Genomic DNA, 21,226 nt, shown 5'->3' on the forward strand with positions numbered 1-21,226 from the left:
CCACCGTACAACTGGTGTGTTACTTCGAATTCTTCCGCTCGACCGCGGCCTTCACGAGCCCGGCGAAGAGCGGGTGCGGCCGGGTCGGCCGCGAGCGCAGCTCCGGGTGCGCCTGGGTGGCGACCAGGTAGGGGTGGACCTCGCGCGGGTACTCCACGTACTCGACGAGCTTGCCGTCCGGCGAGGTGCCCGAGAAGAGGATGCCCGCCTTCTTCTCCAGCTCGGAGCGGTAGGCGTTGTTCACCTCGTAGCGGTGCCGGTGCCGCTCCTCGACGTACTCCTTGCCGTCGTACACCTCACGCACGATGGAGCCCTCGGCGAGCTTGGCCGGGTACATGCCGAGGCGCATCGTGCCGCCCATGTCGCCCTCGCCCGCGACGATGTCGAGCTGTTCGGCCATGGTGGAGATGACGGGGTGGGCCGTCGCCGCGTCGAACTCCGTCGAGTTCGCGTCGGCGATGCCGGCGAGGTTGCGGGCCGCCTCGATCACGATGCACTGCAGGCCGAGGCAGAGGCCGAGCAGCGGGATCTTGTTCTCGCGGGCGTAGTGGATGGCGCCGACCTTGCCGGAGACGCCGCGGTCGCCGAAGCCGCCGGGGATGCAGATCGCGTCCACGTCGGAGAGCTGCTCGGCGGCGCCGGCCGGCGTCCTGCAGTCGTCGGAGGCGACCCACTTGATCTTGACGCGGGTCTTGTTGGCGAAGCCGCCCGCGCGCAGCGCCTCGGTGACCGAGAGGTAGGCGTCGGGCAGGTCGATGTACTTGCCGACGAGGGCGAGGTTGATCTCGTGCTCGGGGCGGTGGACGCGGTCGAGCAGGTCGTCCCAGGTCGTCCAGTCCACATCGCGGAACGGCAGGTCGAGTCGGCGGACGGCGTAGGCGTCCAGGCCCTCGGAGTGCACGACCTTGGGGATGTCGTAGATGGAGGGCGCGTCCGGGCAGGCGACGACCGCGGCCTCGTCGACGTCGCACATCAGCGAGATCTTCCGCTTGATCGCGGTCGGCACTTCGCGGTCGCAGCGCAGCACGATGGCGTCCGGCTGGATACCGATGTTGCGCAGGGCCGCAACCGAGTGCTGGGTCGGCTTCGTCTTCAGCTCTCCCGAGGGGCCGATGTACGGCAGGAGCGAGATGTGCACGACGAAGACGTTGTCGCGGCCGACCTCATGACGGACCTGGCGGACGGTCTCCAGGAACGGCAGCGACTCGATGTCGCCGACCGTGCCGCCGACCTCGGTGATGACGACGTCCACGTCCTCGGCGGCCATGCGGCGGATGCGGTTCTTGATCTCGTTGGTGATGTGCGGGATGACCTGGACGGTGTCGCCCAGGTACTCGCCGCGGCGCTCCTTGGCGATCACCGTCGAGTAGACCTGACCCGTGGTGACGTTGGCGGAGCCGTCCAGGTCGCGGTCGAGGAAGCGCTCGTAGTGGCCGATGTCCAGATCGGTCTCGGCGCCGTCGTTGGTGACGAACACCTCACCGTGCTGGAAGGGGTTCATCGTGCCCGGGTCGACGTTGATGTACGGGTCGAGCTTCTGCATCACGACGCGCAGGCCCCGCGCCTTGAGCAGCATGCCCAGGCTGGAGGCGGTCAGGCCCTTGCCGAGCGAGGAGGCGACACCCCCGGTGACGAAGATGTGCTTGGTCGTCGTGGCTGTGCTGTTTCGAAAAGCAGCGGGCGGCATGGCCAAGAGGAGGCTCCCGTGGTCGCGTTCTGGAGTGCGGTGCGGCTGTCCGGCCCGGAGATCCCGGGTTTTCTGGAGGAGCCGTCGCTGCGGTTCGGGGGTTTCTTGCCCACCGGTCCACGGGCTACCAGGGTATCAGCGCCACGGCCCGATGGCGCCCGGCCACGCTCCGCGCACAGTCCGCCACGGACATGCACTGCTCACCCTTTTCTCACCCGGTGCTCACTCGTTCGGCGCACGTGCGTTGCCCGGAGCGGCACGCAGATCATCTACGTGCGTCGTATCCTGCTCGGACACTCGCTGCCGAGCCCGCCGGCACCACGGCACCACCCCCGCCCGTACGCACCGGAACAACAAGAGCTCGTCAGTTCGTTGAGCGACGACGGTCGTTTTGCCTCCCGGCAGGGCGACGGTTTTACTTCACAGTTCAACGACGCATTACAACAACCCCCTGACCGCTTTAGCGCAAGCCCCCTGTGGGGCTACGTGGCCGTTCGACTGGAGTTGCACGTGGCCGGGCGTATCGAGGACTACGCACTCATCGGAGACATGCAGACCGCTGCCCTGGTCTGCCGGGACGGCACAGTCGACTGGCTGTGCCTGCCCCGCTTCGACTCGCATGCCATCTTCGCCGGTCTGCTGGGCACCGAAGAGCACGGGTTCTGGCGGATCGGCCCTGCGCACGCGGCCGACGCCGAACCCCCGACGGCGGCCCGGCGCGGCTACCGCGGCGACTCGCTGATCCTCGAGTCGGAGTGGGACACCCCGCGCGGCACGGTCCGCGTGATCGACTTCATGCCCCCCAGGGACGGCGCGCCGCAGCTGATCCGGATCGTGGAGGGCGTCTCGGGCCGGGTGCCGATGCGCTCGGCGCTGCGGATGCGGTTCTCCTACGGCCGGATCGTCCCGTGGGTGCACAAGCACGACGGGCGCACGGTCGCGGTCGCGGGCCCGGACTCTGTGTGGTTCGACACATCCGCCGAGACGTACGGCAGGGCGCTGACGACGTACGCCGACTTCACGGTCGCGCCGGGCGACCGGATCGCGTTCACCATCTCGTGGCAGGCCTCGCACCGCGAGCCCCCGCCGCTGCCGGAGCCGGAGCAGTCGCTGGAGGCGACGGAGGACTTCTGGCGCGAGTGGGTGGAGCACTGTACGTACCACGGCCCGTACCGCGAGGCGGTGGTCCGCTCGCTGATCACGCTGAAGGCCCTGACGTACGCGCCCACGGGCGGCATCGTCGCGGCGCCCACGACCTCGCTGCCGGAGGAGATCGGCGGCGTACGCAACTGGGACTACCGCTACACCTGGCTGCGGGACGCCGCGATCACCCTGTCCTCGCTGCTGCGCACCGGCTACCGCGAGGAGGCCCGCGCCTGGCGCGAGTGGCTGCTGCGCGCGGTCGCCGGCGACCCCGAGAACCTGCAGATCATGTACGGCATCGCCGGCGAGCGCGAGCTGGGCGAGGCGGAGCTGGACTGGCTGCCCGGCTACGAGAACTCCGCCCCGGTACGGGTCGGCAACGGCGCCGCACACCAGCTCCAGCTCGACGTGTACGGCGAGGTCACCGAGGCCCTGCACCTGGCCCACATGACGGGCCTGGCCCGCAGCGACTACGCCTCGCTGCTCCAGCTGAAGCTGATCCGCTACCTGGAGGACCACTGGCAGGAGCCGGACGAGGGCATCTGGGAGGTGCGCGGCCCGCGCCGCCACTTCGTGCACTCCAAGGTCATGGCGTGGGTCGCCGTCGACCGCACGATCAAGCTGCTGGAGTCCGGCGACGCCGACGGCCCGCTGGAGCGCTGGCGCGAGCTGCGTGACGACATCCACCGGGACGTGTGCGAGAAGGGCTACGACAAGGAGCGCAACACCTTCACGCAGTCGTACGGCTCGAAGGAGCTGGACGCCTCGCTGCTGCTGATCCCGCAGATGGGCTTCCTGCCGCCGGACGACAAGCGCGTGATCGGCACCATCGAGGCCATCCAGCGCGAGCTGTCCACGCCGGACGGCTTCATCCTGCGCTACCCGACGCAGGGCGAGGACGCGGGCGTCGACGGTCTCCCCGGCGACGAGGGCGCCTTCCTGGCCTGCTCGTTCTGGATGGCGGACGACCTGGCGATGATCGGCCGCGTCGACGAGGCCCGCAAGCTGTTCGAGAAGCTGCTCTCCCTGCGCAACGACCTCGGACTGCTCGCCGAGGAGTGGGACCCGCGCCTGCAGCGCCAGGTCGGCAACTTCCCGCAGGCCTTCAGCCACGTCCCGCTCATCGACACGGCACTGCGCCTGACGGCCTCGGGGGCGTACGGGGGCTGAGACCCCGGCCGGAAGGCCGGAAAGGACCCACGGGCCGCCCCGGCCTAGGCTGGAAGCGCATGCGCCCTTCGCTCGGAAGGGGGCGGCCATGTCCTCCAAGGCGCACGCGGCTCTCGATGCGCTTCGTGACGATCTCGACGGCGATGTGTTCGCCCCGTGGGATCCGGGCTATGACGACGTCCGAGCCGTGTTCAACGCCATGATCGACCGTCGGCCGGCCGTGATCGCACAGTGCGCGCACGAGGCCGATGTCGTGCGGGCCGTGCGCTTCGGACGCGACCTGGACCTGAACATCGCGGTGCGCGGCGGTGGTCACAGCGTCGCGGGGATGGGGACGAACGACTCCGGACTGGTCGTCGACCTGCGCCGGATGCATCACGTCACCGTCGATCCCGCAGCCGAGGCGGTCCGGATCGGCGGCGGCGCCACGATGCGCGACCTGGACCGCGCGACGCAGCCGTACGGCCTGGCGACGACAGGCGGACGGGCTTCGACGACCGGCGTCGGCGGCTTCGTCCTCGGCGGCGGCAGCGGCTGGCTGGAGCGCTCCTGCGGCCTGGCCGTCGACAACCTGCTCGGCGTCGAGCTGGTCACCGCGGACGGCGAGCAGGTGCACGCCAACGCCGACGAGAACCCGGACCTGTTCTGGGCCCTGCACGGCGGCGGCGGCAACTTCGGCATCGCCACGGCCCTCACCCTGAAGCTGTACGAGGTACCCGAGTTCTCCATCGCCCTGGTGCTGTACCTCCCGGAGTTCGGCCCCGAGGCGGTCCGCACCTACCGCGACATCATCGAGTCCGGCCCCCTGGAGGCGGGCGGCGCCGTCATCCACCTCACCGGCCCGTCCGCGGACTTCGTACCGCCACGGCTGGTCGGCAGGCTGCTGTGCTGTGTGCTGCTGGCGTACGCGGGCGCCGAGGAGGACCTGCGCAAGGTGGCCGAGCCGCTGCTGGCGCTGCCGCACGAGGCGGAGCTCGTCACCGCGATCCCGTACGCCGGCCTCCAGTGCATGATCGACGATCCGCCCGGCCTGCGGAACCACTGGTCGGCGGAGTATCTGACCAGCGCGCCCGACGAGTTCGTGGACGTCTTCTGCGCCCGCGCAGACTCCCTGCCCGTGCCGACCGGCACCAAGCACCTGCTGTTCCCGCTGGGCGGCGCCGTCGCCGACGGCCCGGCCGACCACCCGGTGCCGTACCGGGACGCGCCCTGGGCCGTGCATCCCTTCGCCCTCTGGGCGGACCCGGCGGACGACGAGCGGTGCATGCGGTGGGTCCGCGACGTCCGTGCCGACGTCCGGCCGTGGAGCACCGGAGCGGTCTGCCTCAACTTCACCGGCGACGAGGGCACGGACCGTGTACGGGCCGGACTGGGCGCCGAGAACATCCGGCGCCTGGGCGAACTGAAGCGGCGCCACGACCCGGACAACGTCTTCCGCTTCAACCACAACATCAAGCCCCTGTAGGCGGTTCCGAGGTGATCGTTCCCGCAACCGCTCGGAGATGTCGCCGGAGCGTTCGCGCAGGTAGCGTCCGCTGCATGAACAGCCGCACGGACCAGCGATTCGACAGCCAGGGCGCCGGCATCACCGTTCAGCGGGCGCTGGAGCTGCCCGGGCTGCGCAGTGGGCTCCCCGAGGTGCTCGCGGGCGCCGACCGGCTGCAGCGGACCGTGCGCTGGGTGCACGCGGGCGAGGTGCCGAACATCGCCTCGCTGCTGAAGGGCGGCGAACTGCTGCTGACCACCGGCTACGGCCTGGGCACCCGGCCGGCCGACCAGCGGGCGTTCGTGCGCACCCTGGCCGAGCGGGGCATCGCGGCCCTGGTGGTCGAGCTGGGCCCGCGCTTCACCCGGCTGCCCGCCGCGCTGGTCGACACCGCGCGGGCGGCCGGGCTCCCGCTGGTCCAGCTGCACCGCGAGGTGCCGTTCGTGACGGTCACGGAGGAGATCCACACCGAGATCGTCAACGGCCACTACGCGCTGCTCCAGCAGGCGGAGGAGGTGCACCGGCGCTGCACCGAGGCCCTGCTGGGCGGCGGCGGAGTACCGCAGGTGCTCGGCATCCTGGCCGACTTCAGCGGCAACCCGGTCTTCCTGGAGACCTCCGACGGCCGGCTCCTGTACGCCGCCGGGGCCGGGCCCGAGGGTGCCGAACCGCTCCAGGTGTGGGAGGGGCTGCGCGGCCCGCACAAGGACGCGCCGCCGCCGGCCGGGTCGGTGCTCGTGGACGTGCCGGGGGGCGGTCCGGGAACGGGGTCGGTGCGGGCCCGTCTCGTGCTCCTGCCGGTCCGCGCACCCCTGGCGCCGGTGCACCGGATCGCGGCCGAGCGGGCCGCCGGCATCCTCGCCGTGGTCCTGATGCAGGCCCGTCAGGAGGAGGAGCTGGCGGCGCGCGGGCGCGGCGACTTCCTCACCGACCTCGCCGAGGGCCGGATCACCCCGCAGGACGCCCCGGCGCAGGCGCGCGTCCTGGGCTTCAAGCCGGGCACCGGCCCGCTGCTGCCGGTGGTGATGCGGCTGGGTGACGCGCTGGCACCGGACGGGGGTACCGCCCGCTCGACCGGGGCCGAGAGCGGCGGCGGCTGGGCGGTGCTGGCCCGGGCGGTGGCGGAGGAGCTGGCCTCGGTGGGGGTTCCGGTACTGCTGGGCGTACGACCGGTCGAGGGCCGTGTCCCTTTGTTGCTCGGCCTGCGGTCGGAGTCGGAGCGCTCCGCGGTCGCCGACCGGGTCGCGGCGGCGCTGCGGGCCGGGGTGGAGCGGGCGGGGATGCAGCGGCCGGGAGCCCAGCCGCCGGTCGTGGTCGTCGGGGTGGCCGGCGGCTGGGCGGCGGCGTCGGCAGGGCTGCGGCACGCGGCGGAGACGGCCACCGCGGCACAGGGGCTCACGGACCGTCCCTGGTACGACGCCCAGCGCCTGGACATCGACCTGCTGCTGTGGCGGCTGCGTGACCATCCCGACCTCGCGGCCTTCGTGGACCGCGCGATCGGCCCGATCCGGGACCACGACCGCCGCTCCAGACCTCCGCTGCTGCCCACCCTGGAGACGTACCTGGCACATGCGGGCCGCAAGGCGGAGACGGCCCGCGAGCTGCACCTCAACCGCCAGACGCTCTACAACCGCCTCGCCCGGATCGGCGAGTTGCTGGGCACCGACCTCGACGACCCGCAGACCGTACTGGCGTTGAGCCTGGCGCTGCGGGCACGCCGGCACGTGCCCTAGGCGAACGGCCTGGCCTGCGTCAACTCGTCGTAGATGCTGAGGACTTGGGCGACGGTCTCGTCCTCGGTCGGCCAGGTGGCCGCCTGCCGCAGGCCCATCTCCTTGAGCTGTTCCCGCCGTTCGGGGTCGGTGAGGAGCCGTACGACGGCGTCGGCGAACGCCTCCGCATCTCCCGACGGGACGAGTTCGGCGGCGTCGCCGACGAGTTCGGGGATGCCGCCGACCGAGGTGGCGACCAGCGGTACGCGCGCGTGCAGGGCCTCCTGCGCGAGCACGGACCGGGACTCCCACCGGCTCGGCAGCAGGGCGAGGTCGGCGGACGCGAGCAGTTCGGCCACGTCGTCACGCCGCCCGATGAGCCGCACCGGCAGCCCCTCCTCCTCGATCCGGCGCTGCAGCACCGCACGCAACGGCCCCTCCCCCGCGATGACGACCAGCGGCACGGGCTCGAGCCGACGCCAGGCGCGCGAGGCGTCCAGCAGGACGTCGTAGCCGCGCTGCGGGTCGAGGGAGCCGACGGCCATCAGCAACGGGCGTCCGGTGGCGCCGAGTTCGGCCCGGATCTTGGGGCGCAGCCGGTCGGGGTCGTCGCGCTCGACGGGCGTGCGCTGCCCGGGCAGGGCGACGGCGGCGAGCCGGGCGTCCCGGGCGCCCGCCCTGCGCGCCCGGTCGACGAGGTCCGAAGTGGTCCCGAGCACGACCGCGGCGGCCTTGACCACCCGGCGCTCCAGCAGGCGCAGAAAGCGGGCGCGCGCCCCCTCGGCGTGGGCGCGGTTGTGCCAGGTGACGACCAGCGGGATGCGCCGTCCGCCGAGGGCGAGCGCGGCCCGGAAGGAGGCGTGCAGTCCGTGCGCGTGCACCAGGTCGGCGCCCGTGCAGGCCGCCCGCAGCACGGCCACGGACGCGGGATCGCTGCTGCGCGGCACATGGACGTGCTCGGCTCCGGCGCCGGTGAAGTCGTAGGTGTGATCCGCATCGAGGGGGGCGCACACGGTGACCCGTACGCCCCGTGCGACGAGCCCCGCGGCAAGGGAGCGCACATGTACGCTGCTGCCGGCGTTGCCTCCGCCCAGCACCTGCACGGTGCGCAGCGGCGACTGGCCGTGCGGTGAGGGGCTGCTCACGGGGGTCACGTGGCCGGGGGCTCCTGATTCGGCGTCGGGCGGTCACGAAGCAACGTACAGAAGGATCGTGTGGAAGGGGTGTACCGCTCGGCTTCCTCGCGTACCCGCCCAAGCATGCCAGGACATACGGCCGTCAACGGCCCGTCGACCGCCTCGGCCGCAGACAACCCGGCGATCCGAGTCACTCACACGAGTGACCTCGCCAGCTCGCTGACCCGATCGCCGCAGACCGCCGCGGCCACGACCGCCGCAGCGTGGACGGCCAGCCCGATTCGCCTGTTGCCGGCGACGACAGCAGCTCCGAGGGCGGCTCCCAGCACATGCGCGCCGGTGTCACCGATCATCGCGCGCTCCCTCAGGTCATCGGGCAGCACCGCGGCAGCCGCCCCCGACACGGCGGCGGCCATGTCCGCGCCCGGCCCCTTTCGCAGCAGCCCCGGCGCCGCGAGCGCGAGGACCGCTCCGGCAGCCCTCCCGGGCCGTACGTCCACGAGGTTGACGAAGTGCGCGGCACCGGCGATCACGACGCCGGCCAGCACCTTGTCCAGTGGCCGCTCCTTGAGCGCCGCGCCCGCGAGCAGCCCGGCCGCGGAGATCCCGAACAGCTTGACGGCACCGCTGGTGACCTCACCGTCCCGCAGCGCCGTCAGATGCGCCCGGAAGCCACGCCGGTGATCCCCGGCGACGTCGTCATACGCCCCGCAGGCGCCGACGGCCACCAGGGCGGCCCCCGCGAGCGGACTCACTCGCCCGACGCCGGCCGCCGCCGCGAGAGCGGCCGCGGGTCCGGCGTACAACTCCACGGTCCTCCCGGCGTAGTTCTTCCGCTCCCACCGCTCCCGCCCACCGGGAGAGGTGGCCCGCAGGGCGGCGAGTCCGGCGCGGGTGAGGGCGGCCGTGACGGCGAGGGAGGTGGACCTCGACACCGTCACACGTCCGCCCGGGCCGACTCCAGCAGCTCCTCCGCATGTGCCCGGGCCGTCTGCGAGTCCTCCTGCCCGGCCAGCATCCGCGACAGCTCCCGGATCCGCTCCTCGCCCTCCAGAACCTTGACGCCGGACCGGGTCACCGACCCGTCGTTCGTCTTCTCGACCAGCAACTGCCGGTCGGCGAAGGCGGCCACCTGGGGCAGATGCGTCACCACGACGACCTGCGCGGTCTTCGCCAGCCGCGCCAGCCGCCGCCCGATCTCGACCGCGGCCTTGCCGCCCACGCCGGCGTCCACCTCGTCGAAGAGATACGTCGGCACGGGGTCCGTCCCCGCGAACACGACCTCCACGGCCAGCATCACGCGGGACAGCTCACCGCCAGACGCACCCTTGGCGATGGGCCGGGGCGGCGCGCCCGGGTGGGGCGCGAGCAGCAGCTCCACCTCGTCGACACCGGCCGGTCCGTACGCCACCGCACGTCCGCCGACCTCGACGCCCTCCGGGTCCTCGGTCTGCCGGATCGAGAACGACACACGCGCGTGCGGCATGGCCAGCGAGGCCAGTTCGGCGGTCACTGCGGCGGCGAACCGCTCCGCCGCCACGGTGCGCGCATCCGTCAACGCCTGCGCCAGCCCGCCCAGTTCGGTCCGCAGCGCGTCCCGTTCGGCGGTCAGCTCCCCGATCCGCTCGTCATCGCTGTCGAGCTCGGTGAGCCGCACGGCGCCCTGCTCGGCATAAGCGAGTACGGCGTTGATGTCCTCGCCATACTTCCGGGTCAGCGCGGTCAGCGCGGCCCGCCGCTCCTCGACCGCGGCCAGCCGCAGCGGATCGGCGTCGAGATCGTCGGCGTATCCCGCCAACTCCCCCGCCACGTCGCCCAGCAGGATCCCGACCTCCCCGATCCGGTCGGCCAGCGAGGCCAGCGCCGGATCGTGGGACCGTACGGCCTCCAGGGCCCGGTGCGCGCCCGCCACGAGGGTCGAGGCGTCGACGCCCTCGGGGTCCTCCGGGTTGCCCGCGAGCGCGGCATGCGCGGCGGTCGCGGCCGATGCCAGCGCCTCCGCGTGCCCGAGCCGCTCGGCCTCCTCGGCCAGCTCCACGTCCTCACCGGCCCGCGGTTCCACGGCGGCGATCTCGTCGAGCCCGTACCGCAGCAGGTCGGCTTCCTGGGCCCGCTCACGCGCGCGTGTGGTGATGTCCTCCAGCTCGGCGGAGACGACCCGCAGCCGCCGGTAGGCCTCCGTGTACTTGGTGAGCGGCACGGCGACCGCGTCCCCGGCGTACCGGTCCAGTGCCTGCCGCTGCCGGGACAGCTTCAGCAGCCCCTGCTGATCGGTCTGCCCGTGCACGGCGACCAGCTCGTCGGCCAGCTCGGCCAGCACCCCCACGGGCACCGCCCGACCGCCCAGATGCGCCCGCGACCGCCCCTCGGCGGAAACGGTACGGCTGATCAGCAAGGCCCCGTCGTCGAGCTCGGCCCCCGCCTCCTCGGCCCGTACGGCGACCGAGGCGTCCTCGGGCACAGTGATCCGCCCCTCCACGACCGCCTTCCCGGCCCCGATCCGCACGAGCGCCGGATCCGCACGCCCGCCCAGCAACAGCCCCAGGCTGGTGACGACCATGGTCTTGCCCGCACCCGTCTCACCGGTGACCGCGGTGAACCCCGGCGACAGCTCGACGACGGCATCGTCGATGACTCCGAGTGACCGTATCCGCATCTCCTCCAACACGGACACGACCTTACGAGGTTCAGCCCCTGAAGCGCGACGCCGGTCCCCCATGTCACTCACCTGAGTGCACGTCCCCCAGGGGCGCGGGGAACTGCGCGATCAACCACAGCGAACCCGCAGCCGTCCACGCACCCAACCCCCCGCGGCGAACCGCTAATGCGGCGCCCCCCGCCACCCGGAAACCGGCAACGCGAACTTCGCCACCAGCCGATCGGTGAACGACGCATGATGCAGCCGAGCCAGCCGCACCGGCACAGACCCCCGCCGCACCTCGACCCGCGCCCGGGGAGGCAACTCCACAGTCCGCCGCCCGTCACACCACAAAACCCCCGGCGGAATGTGCGGCAGCACCTCCACCGCCAGCACGGAATCCGGCGACGTCACCAACGGCTTCGCGAACAGCGCATGAGCACTGATCGGCACCATCAACAACGCCTCCACCTCGGGCCACACCACAGGCCCCCCCGCGGAGAACGCATACGCGGTCGACCCGGTGGGCGTCGAGAGAACGATCCCGTCACACCCGAACCCCGTCACCGGCCGCCCGTCGATCTCGAGCACGACCTCGAGCAGCTTCTCGGCGCCCGCCTTCTGCACGGCCGCCTCGTTCAGCGCCCAGTCGGTGTGCACGATGTCCCCGTTGCTGAGCACGACGACGTCGACGGTCATCCGCTCCTCGACCTCGTACGCCCGCGTCACCACCCGGTCGACAACCTTGTCGAGATCGTCCCGCTCGGCCTCGGCGAGGAACCCCACCCGCCCGAGGTTGACGCCCAGCATCGGCACCCCGGAGGCCCGGGCGAACTCCGCGCCCCGCAGCAGCGTCCCGTCACCGCCGAGCACGATGAGCAGCTCGCACCCGTCGAGGCACTGGGGGGTCGCCTCCCTGACGAGTTCCACCTCGTCCGGCAGGGGCAGATCCTGTGCCTCCGCCTCCAGCACCCGGACGCCGATCCCCGACCGCAGCAGCCCCTTGACCACCAGCTCGGCGCTGCGGATCGCTGCGGGTCGCCCGGTGTGGGCCAGCAGGAAAACAGTACGAGCTCGGTTCGGTGTCAACGCGGCCCCTCCGCCACTGCACGGTCAACGTCGGCCGGGTCCAGTCGGGGAGCCCCGGCCCGCAGCCACAGAAAGTACTCGACATTCCCCGAGGGCCCGGGCAACGGACTGGCCGTCACACCCTTCACCCCGAGCCCCAGCTCCCCGGCCCGCTCGGCCACCCCGCGCACGGCCTCGGCCCGCAACTGCGGACTCCGTACCACTCCCCCGCTGCCCAGCCGCTCCTTGCCCACCTCGAACTGCGGCTTCACCATCATCACCAGATCGGCGTCCGGCCGCACGCATCGCACCAGTGCGGGCAGGACCAGTCCCAAGGGGATGAAGGACAGATCCCCCACCACAAGATCCACAGGTTCCCCATCGATCGCCTCAAGCGTCAACTCGCGTACGTTCGTACGGTCCTTGACCGTGACGCGTTCATCGCTCTGCAGACTCCAGGCGAGTTGCCCGTATCCGACGTCGACGGCGACGACATGCGCGGCCCCCGCCCGCAACAGCACGTCGGTGAAGCCTCCGGTGGACGCACCGGCGTCCAGCGCCCGCCGCCCCTCGACGACGAGCCCCTGCGGGACGAACACCTCCAGCGCGCCGGCGAGCTTGTGGCCGCCCCGCGACACGTAGTCGGGGTCGTTGTCGTCGGCCGCGACGACGATGGCCGCCGCGGTCTCCACCTGCGTGGCCGGCTTGGTCGCGACGGTCCTGCCGACGGTGACCCGCCCGGCGGCGATCAGCTGGCCGGCATGCTCACGCGAGCGCGCAAGCTTGCGGCGGACCAGCTCCGCATCCAGACGGCGACGTGCGACTCCTGCCACGTTCGGTTCAGCTCCTAGTCCCATACGTCGACGGGGGCGCCGGAGGTCCCGGGCGGGCGTCGAGCGCGGTGAGCGCGTCGCGCAGCCCCCGGTGTACATCCTCGTACACCTCGAGGTGTCCGTCGGTGGCGAGGTGGTCGGCGTCGGCCAGCCGCTCCAGCTGTGCGTCGACCTCGGGGTTGCCGGTGGGGGTGCGGGGCACCTCGAGCGGGGCGGGGGCGGCGGGGTCGTACTCGGGCTGCGCCGGCGCCGCCTCCTGAGGGATCTCCGTCTGCGGAACCGAGTCGTTCATGCCCCGACGCTACCTCGAAGCGCTGGGGTACCGTCGATCGCTATGGCCACGATCGAGGAGTGCCGCGCCGCACTGGAGAAGCTCTCGGACAACATGCAGGACGCCGAGGGCGACGTCCGTGCGGCCGCGGCCCTGGACCGCTCGGTGAGCTGCCGCATCACCGACCTGGACATCACCTTCGTCGGCCGCCTCGAGGACGGCCGGATCAAGGTGCACGACACGCTCCGGGGACAGGCGCGCGAGAAGGCGCAGATCCGGCTCACCCTGGCCGGCGACGACCTGGTGGCGCTCGTGGACGGCGAGCTGCACTTCGCGAAGGCCTGGGGCTCGGGCCGGGTGAAGCTGGAGGCGAGCCTGTTCGACCTGTTCCGCCTCAGGAAGCTTCTGTAGCCGCCACGGCCGGGGCTTTCGCCCGGGCCTTGCGCGCCGCCGGCACCACGAGCGGGGTCCCGGTCTCCGGGTCGTCGATGACCTGGCAGCGCAGCCCGAAGACCTCCTCCACCAGCTCGGCGGTGACGATGTCGTTCGGCGCACCCTCGGCGATCACCTCGCCGCCGCGCAGCGCGATGAGGTGCGTGGCATACCGGGCGGCGTGGTTGAGGTCGTGCAGGACGGCCACCAGGGTGCGGCCCTGCTCCTCATGCAGCTCGGCGCACAGGTCGAGGACATCTATCTGGTGCTGGATGTCCAGGTATGTCGTCGGCTCGTCGAGCAGCAGCAACGGCGTCTGCTGGGCGAGCGCCATCGCGATCCAGACACGCTGGCGCTGACCACCCGACAACTCGTCGACATAACGATCCGCGAGCTCCGCGACCCCGGTCTGCGCCATGGACTCCTGCACGACCCGCTCGTCCTCTGTCGACCACTGGCGCAGGAGCCCCTGGTGCGGATAGCGGCCGCGGCCCACGAGGTCGGCGACCGTGATCCCGTCCGGCGCGATCGACGACTGGGGCAGCAGGCCGAGGGTCCGGGCCACCTTCTTCGCGGGCATCGACTGAATGACCTGCCCGTCCAGCAGCACCCGGCCCTGACTGGGCTTGAGCATCCGCGAGAGCGCACGCAGCAGCGTCGACTTACCACAGGCGTTCGGACCGACGATCACGGTGAAGGAGTTGTCGGGGATCTCCACCGACAACTGTTCGGCGATGACCCGCTGGTCGTAGGCGAGGGTGACGCTCTCGGCGGTCAGGCGGTTCACGGTGCTCCTTGTGTTGTTCAGCTCGGTGCTGCTGCTCCTGCTCATATCCGGCCCGCCCTGCGCTCGGTGACCAGCAGCCACAGCAGGTAGACACCGCCGAGCACGCCGGTGACCACGCCCACGGGCAGCTGGTCGGCGCCGAAGACGCGCTGCGAGATCCAGTCGGCGGTGACCAGCAGGGCGGCGCCCATGCACAGGGACGGCAGCAGGTTCGGGCCGGGCGAGCGGGTCAGGCGGCGGGCGAGCTGCGGCGCGGTGAGCGCGACGAAGCTGACGGGGCCGGCGGCGGCGGTGGCCGCGGCGGTGAGCAGGGCGGCGGCCACCATCAGCAGCAGCCGTACGCGCTCGACGCGCACCCCGAGGGCGTACGAGACGTCGTCGCCCATTTCCAGCATCCGCAGCCCGCGCGCATTGGCCATCACGAGCGGCACGAGGACGGCGCACAGCGCGAGCAGCGGCCAGACCTGCTCCCAGTCCCGGCCACTGAGCGACCCGGTCATCCAGACCACCGCGCGGGCCGCGTCGACGATGTCGGCCTTGGTCAGCAGATAGCCGTTGACGGCCGTGACGATGGCCGACACACCGATACCGACCAGGACCAGCCGATAGCCGTGCACGCCCTGCTTCCAGGCCAGCACGTAGATGGCGAGCCCGGTCCCCAGACCGCCCACGAGCGCGCCGAGGGTGACGGCGTTCGCGCTCCCGGAGAACAGCACGATCATGACGAGCGCACCGGCCGTCGCCCCCTGACCGAGGCCGAGCACGTCGGGGCTGCCCAGCGGATTGCGGGAGATCGACTGGAACAGCGCACCGCCGAGGCCCAGCGAGGCGCCGACCAGCAGCGCGACCAGGACCCGCGGCAGCCGCAGCTCGTTGACGATGAACTCCTGACCGGCATCGCCGTTCCCGACCAGGGTCTTCAGCACGTCGCCGGCCGGGATCGGGAAGTCGCCGGTGCCGATCAGCACGACGCTCGCGGCGAGCGCGGCGAGCAGCAGCAGGAGGACGACGGTGAGGGTCCGGAGGTCCAGGCGCACGGACAGCCCGCCCGGCGTGCGCACGGCACGGTTGGCACGGTTGGTCTTCACAGCTGGGCCGTCCTCCGCCGTCGTACGAGAAAGATGAAGACCGGGCCGCCGAGGATCGCGGTGACGATGCCGACCTGGAGCTCCGCGGGCCGGGCGACGATCCGGCCGAGCACATCCGCGCCGAGCAGCAGCACGGGCGACAGAATCGCCGCATACGGCAGGATCCAGCGCAGGTCCGGCCCGGTGAAGGACCGCACGACATGCGGAACCATCAGTCCGACGAACACGATCGGCCCGCAGGCGGCGGTCGCGGCCCCGCACAGCACGGTGGCGGCGAGCATCGACAGCGCCCGGGTCCGGTTCAGGTTGGCGCCGAGCGCCTTGGCGGTGTCGTCGCCCATGGCCATGGCGTTCAGCGGCCGGGCGAGAGCGAGCGCGAGGAGCGAGCCGACCAGGAAGAAGGGCAGCACCTGTGTGATGGTCTCGTCGGTCGCCGAGGTCAGCGAACCGACCGTCCAGAAGCGCATCTTGCCCAGCGCGGCCTCATCCATGATCATCACGGCCTGGAGATAGCCGTAGAGCGCGGCACTGATCGCGGTGCCGGCCAGCGCGAGCCGGACCGGCGTGGCCCCCCGGCTGCCGCCCAGGAACCACACGAGCGCCCCGACCGCGGCCGCGCCGAGGAACGCGAACCACACATAGCCGCTCAGGCTCGTCACGCCGAAGTAGGTGAGGGCGGTGACGACCGCCGCCGACGCGCCGGCGTTGATGCCGAGCAGTCCGGGATCGGCCAGCGGGTTGCGGGTGAGCGCCTGCAACACCGCCCCGGACAGGCCCAGCGCCGCGCCGGCGAGGAGTCCGAGGACCGTCCGGGACATCCGTTCGTCGACCACGACGTCGCCGTACGTCCCCGAGTTCTCGAACAGGCCGTGCCAGACCTGCTCCAGGGACAGCCCCTTCGCGCCGACCGCGATGCTCGCCAGCGCGACGAGCACCATGATCGCCGCGGCCACGAGCAGCCCAAAGGCACGTATCACCCGGCGGGTTGGAGGCGCAGGGGTGACGTCCGCGCGCTGTTCGGGAGGACTTTCAACCAACACGGAGGTTAGGTTAGCCTACCCTCCGATCGGATCAAGATCCAGAGTCTGCCGCCCGCGACCGCCGAGCCCGTCTCACAACCCCAGCCGCGCCAGCGCCTTCCCCCCGTCCAGCTCGCACACCCCCTCACCGGCCGCCGTCCAGGCCGCCGCGCACAGGGCGCGCAGCCCGTCCACGGGCTCGCCGTCACCGTCGAGTTCGAGTTGCTCCGCGCCTGCCGTCGCCGTCCAGCCTCCGCACCGGAATCCGTCGCCTGCCTCGGCGATCTCCGGCTGCCCGGTGAGCAGCCCTCGCAGATCGGCGTCGACATACGTCGGCCGGTGCTGCGGCGGCGCGGCGAGCAGCTGCGGCCCGTCGGTCACGCCGGTCAGCACCAGCAGCGAGTCGACCTCGCCGTTGAACGCGCCCTCGATGTCCGTGTCCAGCCGGTCCCCCACCACCAGCGGCCGCTTCGCCCCCGTGCGCAGGATCGTCTCCCGGTGCATCGGCGGCAGCGGCTTGCCCGCGATCTGCGGCTCGGCGCCGGTCGCGATCCGCACCACCTCCACGGCAGCGCCGTTGCCCGGCGCGATCCCGCGTGCGCTCGGAATCGTCAGGTCGGTGTTCGACGCGAACCACGGCACACCCGCCGCGATGGCGTAGCACGCCTCGTTGAAGCGCCCCCAGGGCAACTCCGGCCCGCCGAACCCCTGCACGACCGCCGCCGGATCGTCGTCCGCCGACTCGACGGGAACGAGCCCGCGCTCCCGCAGCGCCACTCGCAGCCCTTCGCCGCCGATCACCAGCACCCGGGCTCCCGACGGCACCTGCTCGGCGATCAGCCGCGCCACCGCCTGCGCCGAAGTGATCACGTCCGAGGCCGTCGTGGGTATGCCCAGCGCGGTCAGATGCGCGGCCACGGTGTCCGGGGTCCGCAGCGCGTTGTTGGTGACGTACGCGAGATGCATCCCGCCCGCCCGGGCCGCACCGAGCGAGTCGACCGCGTGCACGATCGCGTTCCCGCCCGCGTACACCACTCCGTCCAGGTCGAGCAGCGCCGTGTCGTACGCCTCGCTGAGCGCCTGTCCACAGCCCTCGGGCCTGGTCCTGACCCCCTGGCTCATTCCGCATCTCTCCTCGGTTCGGCGTCTTTCCCCCGATCATCCCCCATGCCACCGACACACGTACGATGCCGAGATGAACACAGCAGGTCACCCGGAAGCAACGACGCGCCGAGGCCTGGAACTCACCCCGTTCCGAGGGCTCCGCTACGACCCCGACCGGGTCGGCAGCCTGGCCGCCGTGACATCCCCTCCGTACGACGTCGTCGTACGCCCGGACGGCCTGCACCATCTGCAGTCGGCCGACCCGCACAACATCGTCCGCCTGATCCTCCCCGAGGCCGCCACCCCCACCGCCCGCAACGCACAGGCCGCGGACACCCTGCACAGCTGGCTCACCGACGGAGTCCTCGCCCCCGACCCGGAGCCCGGCCTCTACGTCTACGAACAGCACGACGGCAACGGCATGCTCCAGCGCGGACTCATCGGCGCCCTGCGGGTCTCGGATCCGACGGAGGGCGTGGTCCTGCCGCACGAGGACGTCATGCCGCACATCGTCGCCGACCGAGCGGCCCTGATGCGCGCCACCTCCGCGAACCTCGAACCCCTCCTCCTGACCTACCGAGGCAACGGCCCGACGGCCGCCACGACCGAAGTCGTGGAACGCGCAGCCGAGAAGCCCCCTCTGCTCGCCACGACCACGGAGGACGGCTTCAGCCACCGCCTCTGGTCCGTCACGGACCCCGGCGACGTGGCCCGGATCCAGTCCGACCTCGCCCACCACCAGGCCCTGATCGCCGACGGCCACCACCGCTGGGCCACCTACTGCCTGCTGCGCGCCGAGCACCCGTCCCCCAGTCCCTGGGACTACGGCCTGGTCCTGCTGGTCGACACCGCCCGCTACCCCCTGCGTGTCCGCGCCATCCACCGCCTCCTGCACGGACTGCCGGTGGCCGACGCCCTCGCCGCCCTCGACGGCCGGTTCCGCGTACGACGCCTCGACGCACCGCTGACCGAGGCGCTTGCCGCGCTCGGCGACGCGGCGTCCGCCGGCAACGCCTTCCTCCTGGCCGGCGACGGCGCCTTCCACCTGGTGGACCGCCCGGACCCGGACCTGCTCTCCCGTACGGTCCCCACCGACCGCCCCACCGCATGGCGCACCCTCGACGCCACGGTCCTGCACGCCACGCTCCTGGCCCACGTCTGGCACATCCCCGAGGACTCCCCCGCGCACATCGCCTACATCCACGACGCGTCCGCCACGGTCACCAAGGCGGAACGCGACGGCGGAACGGCCGTACTGATGCACCCCGTCCGCGAGGAAGTCGTACGAGACCTCGCCCGCCAAGGCGTCACGATGCCCCGCAAGTCGACGTCGTTCGGCCCGAAACCGGCGTCCGGGCTGGTGCTGCGCGCACTGGACATCTGACATACGAAGGGGGCGGGACCCATGTCCGGATCCCGCCCCCTTCACTCGGGCACGTCAGTGCTTGTCGTCGTCCCGGCCTTCACCGGTCTCGTCACTCAGCTCGCTCTCACTCTCGTCAAGAGCGTCGACGAACTCCACGCCGTCCAGCTCGGCAAGCCGGTCCGAGGCATCCGTGCTGCCGTCCCGGTCCGCCTCGACGGCCTTCGCGAACCACTCCCGCGCCTCGCGCTCCCGCCCGGCCGCGAGCAGTGCGTCGGCGTAGGCGTACCGCAGCCGCGCGGTCCACGGCTGTACGGAGCTGGAGGCCAGCTCGGGGCTCTGCAGCGTCACGATGGCCGCGTCGAGCTGCCCCATGTCACGCCGGGCACCGGCCGCGACCAGCCGCATCTCCACCTGCCCGGCCTTGTCGAGCTTGTGCACCTCGGGCGCACCGGCCATGTCGAGCGCCTTCTCCGGCCGTCCCAGGCCCCGCTCGCAGTCGGCCATGACGGGCCACAGATCGACGTTGCCGGTCATACGCCGTGCCGCACGGAACTCGGCCAGCGCCTCCCCGTACTTCTGGTTCGCGTACGCCGCGAACCCGGCTGCTTCCCGAACGGCCGCCACGCGCGAGGCCAGCCGCAGGGCGACCTTCGAGTAGCCGTACGCCCCCTCGGGGTCCTCGTCGATGAGCCGGGCAACCATCACCAGGTTCTTGGCGACATCGTCCGCGAGCGTCTTCGGCAGGCTCTGCAGCTCCTGCCGTACGTCCTGGTCGATCTCGTCGCCGGTCACGTCCTCGGGGATCGGCAGCCGCTTGATCGGCTCACGGTCACGTTCCCGCTCCTCACGGAACCGGCCGCCACCGCCACCGTGCCGGTCGTCGCGGCCACGGAAGCCACCGGGACGGCCACCACGGTCGTCCCTACGCGGCGCACCACGCCCACCACGGTCGTCCCGACCCCGGTACCCGCCGCGCTCACCCCGGCTGTCGTCGCGGCGCCCGTAGCCACCACGCTCCCCACGGCCCTCGCCCCGACGATCGTCCCGCCGGAACCCACCACGCTCACCTCGGTCCCCTCGCTCATCCCGCCGGAAACCACGCTCGCGGTCGTCACGGCGGTCATCTCGCCGGTCGTCACGGCGTTCATCTCGCCGGTCGTCACGGCGGTCGTCACGGCGGTCATCGCGCCGCCCGTATCCACCGCGGTCACTGTCCCGACGGACATCGCGCCTGTCGTCGCGGCGGTCGTCCCGACGGACATCACGGCGGTCGTCACGGCGGTCGTCCCGACGGACATCACGGCGGTCATCGCGGCGGAAGCCACCACGATCACCACGGTCATCACCACGCCGATCGTCGCGCCGGCCGTACCCGCCACGGTCATCGTCCCGACGGAAGGAAGGACGGTCACCACGGTCGTCCTCCCGGCGGAAAGCCGGGCGGTCACCGCGGTCGTCCCGACGGAAGCCACCGGGACGGCTGCCACGGTCGTCCCGACGCGGCCCACGGTCACGGTCACCGCGCTGGAAGGACGGACGCGATCCACGGTCACTGTCGCGCCGGCCGTATCCGCCACGGTCACTGTCACGGCGGTCGTCGCGGCGGTCATCGCGCCGGTCGTCGCGCCGGTCGTCGCGGCGGTCATCGCGCCGGTCGTCGCGGCGGAAGCCACCACGCCCACCACGGTCATCACCACGCCGATCGTCGCGCCGGCCGTACCCGCCACGGTCGTTGTCCCGCCGGAAACCGCCACGGTCACCACGGTCACCACGATCGCCGCGGTAGCCGCCTCGGTCGCCGCGATCCCCACCATCCCGTCGCCGCTGGTCGCGCTCCGGTCGGTCCTCGGGTGAGTTGGTGGACATCGGTGACTCCTGTCTTCGGTACCGCAAGTCATTCTCGCGCAGCCGCGTACGCCGCGCGCTCTGGAAAAACAAAAGGACCCCTGGTCCCAGCTGAACGCTGGTGACCAGGGGTCCTTCAAAGATTGTTCGGCGGTGTCCTACTCTCCCACAGGGTCCCCCCTGCAGTACCATCGGCGCTGTAAGGCTTAGCTTCCGGGTTCGGAATGTAACCGGGCGTTTCCCTCACGCTATGACCACCGAAACCCTATTGGTTTCGAGCGAACAAGCACACTCTTCAATTGTCTGTTCGACTCAAAGCCGGCAACTGTTCGTTGCCTCAGAACTGACACAGTGGACGCGAGCAACTGAGGACAAGCCCTCGGCCTATTAGTACCGGTCAACTCCACCCCTCGCGGGGCTTCCATATCCGGCCTATCAACC

18 protein-coding genes and 1 rRNA gene are annotated in these 21,226 nt (G+C 71.8%); 6 read left to right on the forward strand and 13 right to left on the reverse strand.

All coding sequences use genetic code 11. From position 1 onward, the window contains the following. Nucleotides 1-19: 19 nt before the first annotated feature. Entirely contained in the window at nt 20-1,687 is a 1,668-nt protein-coding gene (locus tag ACFV7R_RS10395; RefSeq protein WP_385262156.1) for a CTP synthase, read from the reverse strand. A 510-nt stretch (nt 1,688-2,197) separates the two neighbouring features. Between ACFV7R_RS10395 and ACFV7R_RS10400 the strand changes: the two genes are divergently transcribed. The 3 genes from ACFV7R_RS10400 to ACFV7R_RS10410 all read left to right on the forward strand — a co-directional run bounded on the left by ACFV7R_RS10400 (nt 2,198) and on the right by ACFV7R_RS10410 (nt 7,219). Further along, complete coding sequence (locus tag ACFV7R_RS10400) at nt 2,198-4,000, forward strand: glycoside hydrolase family 15 protein (protein WP_385262099.1); 1,803 nt, start codon at nt 2,198-2,200, stop codon at nt 3,998-4,000. 88 nt (nt 4,001-4,088) lie between these two features. After that, a complete protein-coding gene (locus ACFV7R_RS10405) occupies nt 4,089-5,465 on the forward strand; it encodes an FAD-binding oxidoreductase (protein WP_385262101.1) in 1,377 nt (458 codons plus the stop codon). A 74-nt stretch (nt 5,466-5,539) separates the two neighbouring features. Further along, complete coding sequence (locus ACFV7R_RS10410; protein WP_385262104.1) at nt 5,540-7,219, forward strand: PucR family transcriptional regulator; 1,680 nt, start codon at nt 5,540-5,542, stop codon at nt 7,217-7,219. Here ACFV7R_RS10410 and ACFV7R_RS10415 read toward each other — a convergent pair. The 6 genes from ACFV7R_RS10415 to ACFV7R_RS10440 form a co-directional block, all read right to left on the reverse strand. After that, complete coding sequence (locus ACFV7R_RS10415; RefSeq protein ID WP_385262106.1) at nt 7,216-8,352, reverse strand: glycosyltransferase family 4 protein; 1,137 nt, start codon at nt 8,350-8,352, stop codon at nt 7,216-7,218. The two genes, ACFV7R_RS10410 and ACFV7R_RS10415, sit on opposite strands and share 4 nt — an antisense overlap. Nucleotides 8,353-8,528: 176 nt before the next feature. Beyond that, the gene (locus ACFV7R_RS10420) at nt 8,529-9,269 is read right to left on the reverse strand and encodes a hypothetical protein (RefSeq protein ID WP_385262108.1); all 741 of its coding nucleotides are present in this window, start codon (nt 9,267-9,269) and stop codon (nt 8,529-8,531) included. A 2-nt stretch (nt 9,270-9,271) separates the two neighbouring features. After that, on the reverse strand, nt 9,272-10,990 hold the full coding sequence (gene recN / locus ACFV7R_RS10425; RefSeq protein ID WP_385262159.1) for a DNA repair protein RecN: 1,719 nt from the start codon (nt 10,988-10,990) through the stop codon (nt 9,272-9,274). Between the two features lie 165 nt (nt 10,991-11,155). Then, on the reverse strand, nt 11,156-12,061 hold the full coding sequence (locus ACFV7R_RS10430) for an NAD kinase (protein WP_385262110.1): 906 nt from the start codon (nt 12,059-12,061) through the stop codon (nt 11,156-11,158). Then, nucleotides 12,058-12,873, reverse strand: a complete 816-nt coding sequence (locus tag ACFV7R_RS10435; RefSeq protein WP_385262113.1) for a TlyA family RNA methyltransferase — start codon at nt 12,871-12,873, stop codon at nt 12,058-12,060. The genes ACFV7R_RS10430 and ACFV7R_RS10435 overlap by 4 nt, the downstream gene beginning before the upstream one ends. Nucleotides 12,874-12,880: 7 nt before the next feature. Next, nucleotides 12,881-13,165 (reverse strand): hypothetical protein, encoded by a 285-nt coding sequence (locus ACFV7R_RS10440; RefSeq protein WP_385262115.1) that lies wholly within the window; start codon nt 13,163-13,165, stop codon nt 12,881-12,883. Nucleotides 13,166-13,207: 42 nt separating this feature from the next. Here ACFV7R_RS10440 and ACFV7R_RS10445 point away from each other — a divergent pair, with 42 nt between their 5' ends. Further along, nucleotides 13,208-13,555: an SCP2 sterol-binding domain-containing protein gene (locus tag ACFV7R_RS10445; protein WP_385262117.1), complete on the forward strand. Its 348-nt coding sequence runs from the start codon at nt 13,208-13,210 to the stop codon at nt 13,553-13,555. Here ACFV7R_RS10445 and ACFV7R_RS10450 read toward each other — a convergent pair. The 4 genes from ACFV7R_RS10450 to ACFV7R_RS10465 form a co-directional block, all read right to left on the reverse strand. After that, the gene (locus tag ACFV7R_RS10450) at nt 13,539-14,408 is read right to left on the reverse strand and encodes an ABC transporter ATP-binding protein (protein ID WP_385262120.1); all 870 of its coding nucleotides are present in this window, start codon (nt 14,406-14,408) and stop codon (nt 13,539-13,541) included. The genes ACFV7R_RS10445 and ACFV7R_RS10450 overlap by 17 nt on opposite strands. Beyond that, nucleotides 14,405-15,451, reverse strand: a complete 1,047-nt coding sequence (locus tag ACFV7R_RS10455; protein WP_385262123.1) for a FecCD family ABC transporter permease — start codon at nt 15,449-15,451, stop codon at nt 14,405-14,407. Before ACFV7R_RS10455 ends, ACFV7R_RS10450 begins: the two co-directional genes overlap by 4 nt. Further along, nucleotides 15,448-16,491: a FecCD family ABC transporter permease gene (locus tag ACFV7R_RS10460; protein WP_385262125.1), complete on the reverse strand. Its 1,044-nt coding sequence runs from the start codon at nt 16,489-16,491 to the stop codon at nt 15,448-15,450. Before ACFV7R_RS10460 ends, ACFV7R_RS10455 begins: the two co-directional genes overlap by 4 nt. 72 nt (nt 16,492-16,563) lie before the next feature. Next, nucleotides 16,564-17,592 (reverse strand): HAD hydrolase-like protein, encoded by a 1,029-nt coding sequence (locus ACFV7R_RS10465; protein ID WP_385262127.1) that lies wholly within the window; start codon nt 17,590-17,592, stop codon nt 16,564-16,566. A gap of 73 nt (nt 17,593-17,665) precedes the next feature. Between ACFV7R_RS10465 and ACFV7R_RS10470 the strand changes: the two genes are divergently transcribed. After that, nucleotides 17,666-18,958: a DUF1015 domain-containing protein gene (locus tag ACFV7R_RS10470; RefSeq protein WP_385262129.1), complete on the forward strand. Its 1,293-nt coding sequence runs from the start codon at nt 17,666-17,668 to the stop codon at nt 18,956-18,958. Between the two features lie 54 nt (nt 18,959-19,012). Here ACFV7R_RS10470 and ACFV7R_RS10475 read toward each other — a convergent pair whose 3' ends face one another. Beyond that, nucleotides 19,013-19,750 carry a hypothetical protein gene (locus ACFV7R_RS10475; RefSeq protein WP_385262162.1) on the reverse strand — a complete coding sequence of 246 codons (738 nt, stop codon included), beginning with the start codon at nt 19,748-19,750 and terminating at the stop codon, nt 19,013-19,015. Between the two features lie 60 nt (nt 19,751-19,810). Here ACFV7R_RS10475 and ACFV7R_RS10480 point away from each other — a divergent pair, with 60 nt between their 5' ends. Further along, a complete protein-coding gene (locus ACFV7R_RS10480) occupies nt 19,811-20,794 on the forward strand; it encodes a hypothetical protein (RefSeq protein ID WP_385262167.1) in 984 nt (327 codons plus the stop codon). A 136-nt stretch (nt 20,795-20,930) separates the two neighbouring features. Here ACFV7R_RS10480 and rrf read toward each other — a convergent pair. Continuing rightward, nucleotides 20,931-21,047: ribosomal RNA gene (rrf, locus tag ACFV7R_RS10485) — 5S ribosomal RNA — on the reverse strand. Nucleotides 21,048-21,226 lie beyond the last annotated feature (179 nt).

The sequence above is a fragment of the Streptomyces sp. NPDC059866 genome (assembly GCF_042731325.1).
GTDB lineage: Bacteria > Actinomycetota > Actinomycetes > Streptomycetales > Streptomycetaceae > Streptomyces > Streptomyces flavusporus.